This window comes from Roseiarcus sp., assembly GCF_052145395.1.
GTDB lineage: Bacteria > Pseudomonadota > Alphaproteobacteria > Rhizobiales > Beijerinckiaceae > Roseiarcus.
This window is the reverse complement of record NZ_JBKQOT010000133.1, coordinates 1-8,545: the sequence shown is the minus strand read 5'-3', so window position 1 is coordinate 8,545 and position 8,545 is coordinate 1. Positions and strand designations below refer to the sequence as shown.

Annotated in this window: 10 protein-coding genes; 8 read left to right on the top strand and 2 right to left on the bottom strand. The window is 66.4% G+C overall.

What is annotated here, in order from left to right:
• Positions 1–177 precede the first annotated feature (177 nt).
• The 3 genes from ACLP25_RS04775 (at position 178) to ACLP25_RS04765 (ending at position 2,260) form a co-directional block, all read left to right on the top strand.
• A complete protein-coding gene (locus tag ACLP25_RS04775; protein WP_442468081.1) occupies positions 178–339 on the top strand; it encodes a hypothetical protein in 162 nt (53 codons plus the stop codon).
• Between the two features lie 210 nt (positions 340–549).
• Positions 550–1,503, top strand: a complete 954-nt coding sequence (gene ppk2 / locus ACLP25_RS04770; protein WP_442468080.1) for a polyphosphate kinase 2 — start codon at positions 550–552, stop codon at positions 1,501–1,503.
• 85 nt (positions 1,504–1,588) lie between these two features.
• On the top strand, positions 1,589–2,260 hold the full coding sequence (locus ACLP25_RS04765; RefSeq protein ID WP_442468079.1) for a D-lyxose/D-mannose family sugar isomerase: 672 nt from the start codon (positions 1,589–1,591) through the stop codon (positions 2,258–2,260).
• A gap of 28 nt (positions 2,261–2,288) precedes the next feature.
• Here ACLP25_RS04765 and ACLP25_RS04760 read toward each other — a convergent pair whose 3' ends face one another.
• Positions 2,289–2,534 carry a hypothetical protein gene (locus tag ACLP25_RS04760; RefSeq protein ID WP_442468078.1) on the bottom strand — a complete coding sequence of 82 codons (246 nt, stop codon included), beginning with the start codon at positions 2,532–2,534 and terminating at the stop codon, positions 2,289–2,291.
• Positions 2,535–2,667: 133 nt separating this feature from the next.
• Between ACLP25_RS04760 and ACLP25_RS04755 the strand changes: the two genes are divergently transcribed.
• The 5 genes from ACLP25_RS04755 to ACLP25_RS04735 all read left to right on the top strand — a co-directional run bounded on the left by ACLP25_RS04755 (position 2,668) and on the right by ACLP25_RS04735 (position 8,158).
• On the top strand, positions 2,668–4,629 hold the full coding sequence (locus tag ACLP25_RS04755) for a KUP/HAK/KT family potassium transporter (protein WP_442468077.1): 1,962 nt from the start codon (positions 2,668–2,670) through the stop codon (positions 4,627–4,629).
• 218 nt (positions 4,630–4,847) lie between these two features.
• Complete coding sequence (locus tag ACLP25_RS04750) at positions 4,848–5,375, top strand: GNAT family N-acetyltransferase (protein WP_442468076.1); 528 nt, start codon at positions 4,848–4,850, stop codon at positions 5,373–5,375.
• Between the two features lie 87 nt (positions 5,376–5,462).
• On the top strand, positions 5,463–6,428 hold the full coding sequence (locus tag ACLP25_RS04745; RefSeq protein WP_442468075.1) for an acetylxylan esterase: 966 nt from the start codon (positions 5,463–5,465) through the stop codon (positions 6,426–6,428).
• Positions 6,425–7,153, top strand: a complete 729-nt coding sequence (locus ACLP25_RS04740; protein ID WP_442468074.1) for an esterase family protein — start codon at positions 6,425–6,427, stop codon at positions 7,151–7,153. Before ACLP25_RS04745 ends, ACLP25_RS04740 begins: the two co-directional genes overlap by 4 nt.
• A 258-nt stretch (positions 7,154–7,411) precedes the next feature.
• Positions 7,412–8,158, top strand: coding sequence for an SDR family oxidoreductase (locus ACLP25_RS04735; RefSeq protein WP_442468073.1), 747 nt, complete (start codon positions 7,412–7,414; stop codon positions 8,156–8,158).
• A gap of 193 nt (positions 8,159–8,351) precedes the next feature.
• On the opposite strand, the gene ACLP25_RS04730 is transcribed toward ACLP25_RS04735, so the two are convergent.
• Positions 8,352–8,528, bottom strand: coding sequence for a hypothetical protein (locus ACLP25_RS04730; protein ID WP_442468072.1), 177 nt, complete (start codon positions 8,526–8,528; stop codon positions 8,352–8,354).
• Between the last annotated feature and the right edge of the window lie 17 nt (positions 8,529–8,545).

Below are 8,545 nucleotides of genomic sequence, written 5' to 3'. Positions count from 1 at the left end.
CGGCCGAAAAGCGAACCCGCTTCTTCGCCTATCTCGCAACCTTGACGAGCTTCGTCGTCTTCCCCGCCTAGCCCGACCTCCTCGAAGCCCTCGCCACCTTCACCATCCCGCCCCACCTCCTCTCGGTCCAAAAAATCCAATGAGAACCAAGCCACGGGGCACTTTTAGAATCGCTGCATGACCAGAAGCTTTTTTGCCAAGCTGACGCACGCGCCCTACAAGCGCATGATCGAAATCGGGGAAGGCACGCATACGGTCATGCTGGAGAAGAACCGAATGCAATTCTTCCACGAAATCCTGGGATTCCTATCGGAGACCAACCCGACGGGGTTGAGATAGGCGACGGATCACGGCGGCCTGATGCGTCTTGTTTTCGGTCGCGAGGGCCCGGCGCTCCGGCTCTGCTCTCCCTGCGGCGTGATCGAAACGGCGCGCCGCAGAGCGAAACCTCCGCGGCGAACTTGCCGCTTGTCGCAAAAACTTCACCCCGATCGTTGACATTCGGCCCGAGGCCTTCGCTAAGTTTGCAGCGGGGAGAGGAGTTCAAGGATGAGCGCGACCAAGGGCAACGGGTTGAGCGCGATGCAACACCGCATCAACGCCGAGATTCAGGACAATTTGGACGAGGATCTGGAGCTCGAGCTCGAGGACAGCGATCTCGCCGACATCTTGGCCGAGGGGGAGGAGCTGCCCGAGAAGCACGCCTTCCCGCGCAAGCTCTACTTCACCGAGCTCCTTCGGCTCCAGCGCGAGCTGATCAAGCTTCAGGACTGGGTGGTCGCCAAGAAGCTCAAGCTTGTCGTCATCTTCGAGGGCCGCGACGCGGCCGGCACGGGCGGCGTCATCAAGCGCATCACCCAGCGCCTCAACCCGCGCGTCTGCCGCGCCGTCGCCCTGCCGGCGCCGGGCGAGCGCGAGAAATCGCAATGGTATTTCCAGCGCTACGTGCCGCACCTGCCGGCCGGCGGCGAAATCGTGCTGTTCGACCGCTCATGGTACAACCGCGCCGGGGTCGAGCGGGTCATGGGATTCTGCACCGACGAGGAATACGAGGATTTCTTCCAGTCCGCGCCCGAGTTCGAAAAGCTGCTGGTCCGCTCGGGGATCGTGCTGGTCAAGTACTGGTTCTCGATCTCCGACGACGAGCAGAACCTGCGCTTCCTCATGCGCATCAACGATCCGTTGAAGCAGTGGAAGCTCTCGCCGATGGACCTCGAGTCGCGCCGCCGCTGGGAGGCCTACACCAAGGCGAAGGAAATCATGCTCGAACGCACCCACATCCCCGAGGCGCCGTGGTGGGTGGTCGAGGCGATCGACAAGAAGCGGGCGCGGCTCAACTGCATCGCCCATCTCCTGACCCGGATCCCGTACCAGGAGGTCGAGCACGAGAAGCCGATCCTGCCCCCGCGCGCGCACAACCCCGACTACCACCGCGAGCCGATCCCGGCGACAATGTACGTGCCGGACCAATTCGCCGGAATCGTCCCGCCGCCGGAGCGGTGAGGCGGGTTCGACTGCTGGTCAGTGCCTGCGCTTTGCGGGATAATCCCCTGTCGGCGTCGACGGCGCCGGCGAGGGAGGACGAGACATGAAGCGCTCCGAAATCAACGCCGCCATCGGCCAGGCGATCGCGCTGCTGGAAGCCAACCGGTGGGCGTTGCCGCCGTGGGCGCACTGGACGGCGGAGGAATACGCGAGCGCCGGCGCGACCGGGCAATATCTGCGCGATCATCAGATGGGCTGGGACGTCACCGATTTCGGCTCGGGCGACTTCGCCCGGCGCGGGCTCACCCTCTTCTGCGTCCGCAACGGCATCCAGAGCGATCCGACGGGCAAGCCCTATGCGGAAAAGCTTCTGTTTGTCGGCGAGGGGCAGGAGACGCCGACGCATCGCCATCGCATCAAGATGGAAGACATCATCAACCGGGCCGGCGGCGTGCTCGCGCTCGAATTCGCCCATGCCGACCGGGACGGCCGGACGACCGATGCGCCGGTGACGGTCATCGTCGACGGCGCCCGGCGCGCACTCAAAGCCTGGGAGCCCTTGAAGCTGAGCCCCGGCGAGAGCGTGACCGTCGAGCGCGGCGTCTACCACCGCTTCTACGGCGAGCTGGGCAAGGGCCCCGTGCTGGTCGGCGAGGTGAGCCAGGTCAACGACGACCGGACGGACAACTATTTTCTCGAACCGGTCGGCCGCTTCGCCGAGATCGAGGAGGACGAGCCGCCGCTGCGCCGCCTGTGGAACGAGGTCGCCGGCTGACGGCGGAGGCCGTTCGTCCCCCGACGCCCTACCCCCGCAGCTTCTCGTGGCCGGTCGCGGCGCGCAGAAAGTAGAACAGCCCAACGAGCGCCACGAGCACGAGAAAAGCTTCGAGCGCGTGGGTTATCGTATCGCCGAAAGCGAACAACCCGCCGATCGCCCAGCCTGCGGCGGCGCCGGCCCCAATAAGTTCGGTGCCGACGAGGATCGCGACGCTGACCAGCGTCGAGACGTTCAGCCAGTTGATCGGCTTGAGCGGCGCCGCTGCGGCCAAGTTCGGTTCTCCTCGCTTCCCCGTTGGGCGCGGGCGGTAAACCATGTCGCGCCTGGGCGCAAGTGTCGCGGCCCCGGGGCATTGCCGGACGCGATTTCCCATTGCAAATTGGCATTGCTGAAAGCCGGCGCCGATGACCAGCCTCGTCGAACCAACACGCCACGTCCACGCCGCCCCGCAGGAGCGCGACCACGCGCCGAAGGGCGGTGTCGGCCCGCTGGCCATCGGGGCGCTTGGCGTCGTCTACGGCGACATCGGGACCTCGCCGCTCTACGCGATGGACCAGATATTTCGCGTCGCCCCCGCCCGCACGGCCGAGGATGCGCTGGGCGCCGTGTCGCTGGTGATCTGGACGCTGACGCTCATCGTGGCGATCAAGTACGCCCTGCTGGTGCTGAGCGCCCAGAACGACGGCGAGGGCGGCGTCTTCGCCCTCTATGGCCTTCTGCACGACCGCAAGGATCGCCGCGCTCGCATGCTTCTCTGGGCGCTGATGGCCGGGGCGGGCCTCCTGATCGGCGACGGCATGATCACGCCGGCGATCAGCGTGCTGTCGGCAGTCGAGGGCCTGGGCGTCGCGGCGCCCGCACTCGCGTCCGCGATCGCGCCCGTGACGCTGGGGCTGCTCATCGCCTTGTTCGCCGTGCAATTCAAAGGCGCGTCCGGCGTCGGCTCGGTGTTCGGGCCGATCGTCCTCGTCTGGTTCGCCGTCATCGCGGCGCTCGGTACGGCCGAGATCGCCGCCGAGCCGCAGATCCTCGCGGCTTTCAACCCCATTTACGGACTCGAGTTCCTCGGACGGGCGAACGTGATCGGCGCCTTGCTGCTGCTCGGCGCGCTGATGCTGGTCGTGACCGGGGGCGAAGCGATGTACGCCGACCTCGGCCATTTCGGCGCGCTGCCGATCCGGCTTTCCTGGTACGCCGTCGTCTTTCCCGCCCTCCTCCTCAACTACCTCGGCCAAGGCGCCTATCTTCTCGGCGGGGCGCCGGTCGCGGGCGACAAGCTCTTCTATGCGCTCAGCCCCCCGTGGCTTTTGATGCCGCTGGTCGCCCTCGCGACCGCCGCCACGGTGATCGCCTCACAGTCGCTGATTTCCGGCGCCTTCTCGCTCGTCTCGCAGGCGATCCGTCTCGGCCTGTTCCCGCGCCTCGACATCGAGCACACCCACCATGCGCACGAGGGGCAGGTCTATATTCCGGTCGTCAACTGGGCGCTGCTGGCCGGCTGCGTGGCGCTCGTCCTCGGCTTCGGCTCGAGCGCGGCGCTCGCGGCCGCCTACGGCCTCGCCGTCTCCGGCGTGATGGTCATCACCTCGCTCGCGATGATCCCGGTCGCCCGGCGCCACTGGGGCTGGAGCCGGGCGCTGACCGCAATCGTCTGGGGCCCGCTGACCGCGCTGAACGGCGCCTTTCTGCTGGCGAGCTCGCTGAAGCTCTTGGAGGGCGGCTACGTCCCGATCGCGGTCGGCGCCGTCGGCTTCGCCATGATGGCGACATGGCGCTGGGGCCGCAAGGCGACCTACGCCGCGCACAACGCCAAGGCGACGCTGACGATGTCCGAGGTCGTCACACTGCACCGGGCGAGCCGATCCTTCCTCGAACGCAACGCGCTGATCATGTCGCCCCGCCCCCTGCGCGCACTCGGCGACCGCGCCCCGTCGCTCATCCGGCTCATGGCCGAGCGCACCGGCATGATGCCGCGCAACCTCATCTTCGTCGAGGTCAGCCACAAGAAGACGCCCTACATCCACGGCAGCCGCTATGAGATCCGAGTGTTCGACCGCAGCGAGACGAAGGGCAGCGTGATCGGCGTCGAGCTTTCGTTCGGCTTCCTCGAGGAGCCGGACGTCGAGAAGGCGCTCGAAGACCTCGCCCAGCACAAGGAGATCGACCTGCCGGCCGACCCGCACCACTGGATCGTCCACGTCATGCAGGACCACCTTTTGCCCGCGCGAAAGAGCAACGTGTTGAAGCGCCTGCGGTTGAGCCTGTTCCAGTTCCTGCGGGCGGTGTCGCGGCCGGCCTATTCCTATTACGGTCTCGGCGACGAAGTGCAGCTCACCATCGAGGTCATTCCGGTCCGTCTGCGGTGACGCCCTCCAACGTGGCTTGACTCTCGCCGGGGCTCGAACATCACCTTTACCTATAGGACGGCGAGCTCGAACTGAACGTCGAGGGCGTCGCATATCGTCTGCGTCCCGGCGACTGCCTTGGCTATCGGCTGAACAGCGCGAGCCGCTTCCGCTCGTCCGACCGGCGCGCCGCGCGCTACTTTCTGGTGACCCCCTGACCCGAGAGGGAGGAAACGCGCATGATCATCGCACCGCTGGCTCCCTCGGATTTCGAAGGCGCCGTCGAACGCCTCGCCGCGATTCTTCAGGCCTGCGTAAGCGAAGGCTCCAGCATCGGATTCATCCTGCCGTTCAGCCTCGACGAAGCGCGCGCCTACTGGCGGGACAAGGTCGCGCCGCCGCATACGGCCGGAAGCCGGCTCGTCCTCGTCGCCACGATCGACGGCGAAGTGGTTGGAACTGCGCAACTCGACCTCGACGGCATGCCGAGCAAGCGCCATCACGCCGAGGTCTCGAAAGTGCTGGTCGATCCGCGCCACCGCCGCTCCGGCCTCGGACGGGCGCTGATGGCCGAGATCGAGCGGCTCGCGGCGGAGGCGGGCCGCTGGCTCTTGACGCTCGACACCGCGGGGGACGCCGCTGAAACGCTGTACCGATCGCTCGGCTACGAGGTCGCGGGAACGATCCCGCTCTACGCGCGCGACGCCTTCGAAGCGGACCGTTATGACGCGACGCGGCTCATGTACAAGGACCTGCGGAGCGGGTAGGCGTCCGATCCAAACGCTTGCCGCCCGGTCGCCCGTCGCGCAAGGGTTGCTCTTGTCTATCCGCTTGTTTCGCGAAACAAGCTTCGGATGAGCATCCCGACAGAGCACCCCTTCGATTTCGATCCGACCTACGGCCTCGGGATCGAGGAGCTTCGCGCGATAAGGCCGCCTGAGCCGCCGCCGAACTTCGACGAATTCTGGCGCGCGCGCTATCTGCGCACGCTCGGCGTGAACCCAGAGCCGCGGCTTGAGCGAAGCGCATCGAGCCATCCGGACTGGCGCGTGCAGGACATCGTCTATGCTTCGACCGATGAATTCCAGATCGGCGGCTGGCTCTTGCTGCCGCGAGCGGGAGCGGTCAGGCGCGGCCTCGTCGTCGGCCATGGCTATGGCGGACGCGATGAGCCGGATTTCGACATTCCGGTCCAAGAGACGGCCGTGCTGTTTCCTTGTTTTCGCGGGCTCTCGCGCAGTCGCCGCGCGCCGATTTCCAGCGATCCTGAAGGACACGTCCTCACCGGCATCGACAAGCCGGAACGCTATATTTTGGGCGGCTGCGTCGAGGATCTCTGGATGGCCGTCTCCGTGCTCACCGAGCTCTATCCCGAGATCGCCGGACGGATCGGCTATGGCGGCGTCAGCTTCGGCGGCGGCGTCGGCGCGCTGGCGATTCCTTTCGACAGGCGCATCGATCGCGGGCATCTCAGCCTGCCGACCTTCGCCAACATGCCGCTCTGGCTGACCCTGCCCACCGTCGGCAGCGGCCACGCCGTCCAGAACTATCAGAGGACGCACAAAGACGTGCTTAAGACCCTCAGACTGTTCGATGCAGCGACGGCGGCGACGCGGATCCAGATCCCAATGCTCCTTGCTGTCGCCCGCTTCGATCCGGTGGTGGCGCCGCCCTGCCAGTTTTCCGTCGCCAATGCGCGGCCGACGTCAAACCATCATGAAACCGTCATCCTAGATGCAGGTCATTTCGACTATCCTGGCGCCCAGGAGCAGCAAGCGCAGCTCTCAGAGAAGGTCAGACGGTTCTTCGGGGCGACATGAGGCGAGATTATCGGCGCTGGTATAGTCCAGCGCTTCATCGGGACATGGAGCTCCTCACCTTCGGCCATGCGGGAGCAAAGGTGCTGATGTTTCCGACGCGGGACGGCCGCTTCTGGGAATACGAGAAGCTCGACGTCGTCGCGAGCCTCGCCGACAAGGTCAACGCCGGGCATTTGCAGCTCTATTGCATCGAGGGGCTGGCGCGGGAGACCTTCTATGACGCCGGCCGTCATCCGGCCGACCGCATCCGCCGGCATGCCGCCTTCGAGGCCTATATCCTCCACGAGGTGCTTCCGCTGATGGCCTCGACCAATCCGCACGATTGCACGATGGCCGTCGGCTGCAGTCTCGGCGCCTTCCAGGCGGCCAGCCTCGTTCTCAGGCACCCGCACCTCTTCCGCAAACTCGTCGCCTTTTCCGGCCGCTACGATCTGACGATGAAGGTGGAATGCTTTGGCGACCTGTTCGACGGCTACTACGACGATGAGATCTATTTCCACACCCCGACGCATTTCCTGCCCAGTCTCAACTGCCCATGGCGGCTGGAGAATCTGCGCCGGATCGACATCGTTCTGGCCGTCGGCGAGGCTGACCCTTTCCTCGACAACAACCGCTTTCTCAGCCGCCTCCTCGAAGACAAGGGCGTCAGCTATCGCCTGCATGTCTGGGACAGTCGCGCGCATTGCCCACGCGCATGGCGACAGATGGCGCCGTTGTATGTTTGAGCGAACGGCGCGCTGAAGCTGAAGCGAGGATTGTGACGGCGGCGTGCGCTTGAGCCTCAACAAGCGCCTTTCGGCCGAGCGCACGCGGGCGGAACTCGGCTGGGCGCCGAGGCGGTTCGGCGTCCTTTCGGATGTCGAATCCGGCTCGTACGCCCTGCCCGGTCGTGAACAGCCGTGACCGAAAGCGGGACCATAGCCGCGGCGTCCCTGCGACGCTAAACTGGCGGACGGTGCTCCCCATCCGCCAGCGAGGTTGTCATGTCCAAGGTCGTGCTGATCACTGGCGGCTCGCGCGGCATCGGCCGCGCGATCTCCGTGCTGGCCGCCAGACAAGGCTGGTCGGTCGGCGTCAACTATCGCGAGGACGTCCACGCGGCCGACGAGGTCGTCCAGGCGATCGCCGGGACGGGCGGACGCGCGGTCGCGCTCAAGGGCGACGTCGCCGTCGAAGCCGACGTCGTCGGCATGTTCGAAGCGGCGACCCGGGCGCTCGGGCCGCTCTCCGGCGTGGTCGCGAACGCGGGCGTCGTGGCGCCGGCCGCTCGGCTCGCCGACATGAGCGCGGAACGGATGCGGCGCGTGTTCGAGATCAACGTGCTCGGCGCCTATCTGACCGCCCGCGAGGCGGCGCGGCGGATGTCGGAATCGATGGGCGGCGCGGGCGGGTCGATCGTACTGATTTCCTCGGCCGCCGCGAGGCTCGGGTCGCCGAACCTCTACGTCGACTACGCAGGATCGAAGGGGGCGATCGACACGCTGACGCGCGGTCTTTCCAAGGAACTCGGTCCCGAAGGCGTGCGGGTCAATGCGATCCGCCCCGGCCTGATCGAAACCGGGATCCATGCGAGCGGAGGCGAGCCCGACCGTGCGCGCTCGCTCGGCCGCGCCACGCCGCTCGGCCGGCCGGGAACGCCGGAAGAGGTCGCAGAGGCGGCCGTATGGCTACTCAGCGACACCGCCTCCTACGTCACCGGCGGCATTCTCGATGTCACAGGAGGCCGCTAGACCGCCCGCGCACGACTGATCTTGGAAGCGCCGCTTCGTTCGCGAAGGGAGGACGACAAAGCGATCACGGAGCCCGGCTCCTCCCCGGCCGCCCCGTGATCGCTTTGCTTGGGTTGCGCCCGCTCTTGCCCAACGGCCGGCACAATAAAAGCAGCGATCCGAGAACCAAGGGGGAACGGCGGAGGCCCCCGGATCACTGCCTCGCGTCGCGTTTCGCGATCGCGATGCCGCCTTTTTTAGCGGGCTCGCCAAAGCCCGCATTGATCCAGCGCAAATCCGACGAAAAATCCGCGTCGCGCGCATGACCGGATTGCGACGACGCGCCACATCGCGGAGCGAAACGGAATCCGGCTAAGGCGACGCCCAACATTTACCGCTTCAAGGTGA

Bases quoted from the DNA above. Each gene is read 5' to 3' on its own strand.
- ACLP25_RS04765 (WP_442468079.1), top strand. From the start codon at position 1,589: ATGAAGCGCTCCGAAATCAACGCCGCCATCGGCCAGGCGATCGCGCTG.
- ACLP25_RS04775 (WP_442468081.1), top strand. From the start codon at position 178: ATGACCAGAAGCTTTTTTGCCAAGCTGACGCACGCGCCCTACAAGCGC.
- ACLP25_RS04745 (WP_442468075.1), top strand. From the start codon at position 5,463: ATGAGCATCCCGACAGAGCACCCCTTCGATTTCGATCCGACCTACGGC.
- ACLP25_RS04750 (WP_442468076.1), top strand. From the start codon at position 4,848: ATGATCATCGCACCGCTGGCTCCCTCGGATTTCGAAGGCGCCGTCGAA.
- ACLP25_RS04730 (WP_442468072.1), bottom strand. From the start codon at position 8,528: ATGTTGGGCGTCGCCTTAGCCGGATTCCGTTTCGCTCCGCGATGTGGC.
- ACLP25_RS04740 (WP_442468074.1), top strand. From the start codon at position 6,425: ATGAGGCGAGATTATCGGCGCTGGTATAGTCCAGCGCTTCATCGGGAC.
- ACLP25_RS04735 (WP_442468073.1), top strand. From the start codon at position 7,412: ATGTCCAAGGTCGTGCTGATCACTGGCGGCTCGCGCGGCATCGGCCGC.
- ppk2 (WP_442468080.1), top strand. From the start codon at position 550: ATGAGCGCGACCAAGGGCAACGGGTTGAGCGCGATGCAACACCGCATC.
- ACLP25_RS04755 (WP_442468077.1), top strand. From the start codon at position 2,668: ATGACCAGCCTCGTCGAACCAACACGCCACGTCCACGCCGCCCCGCAG.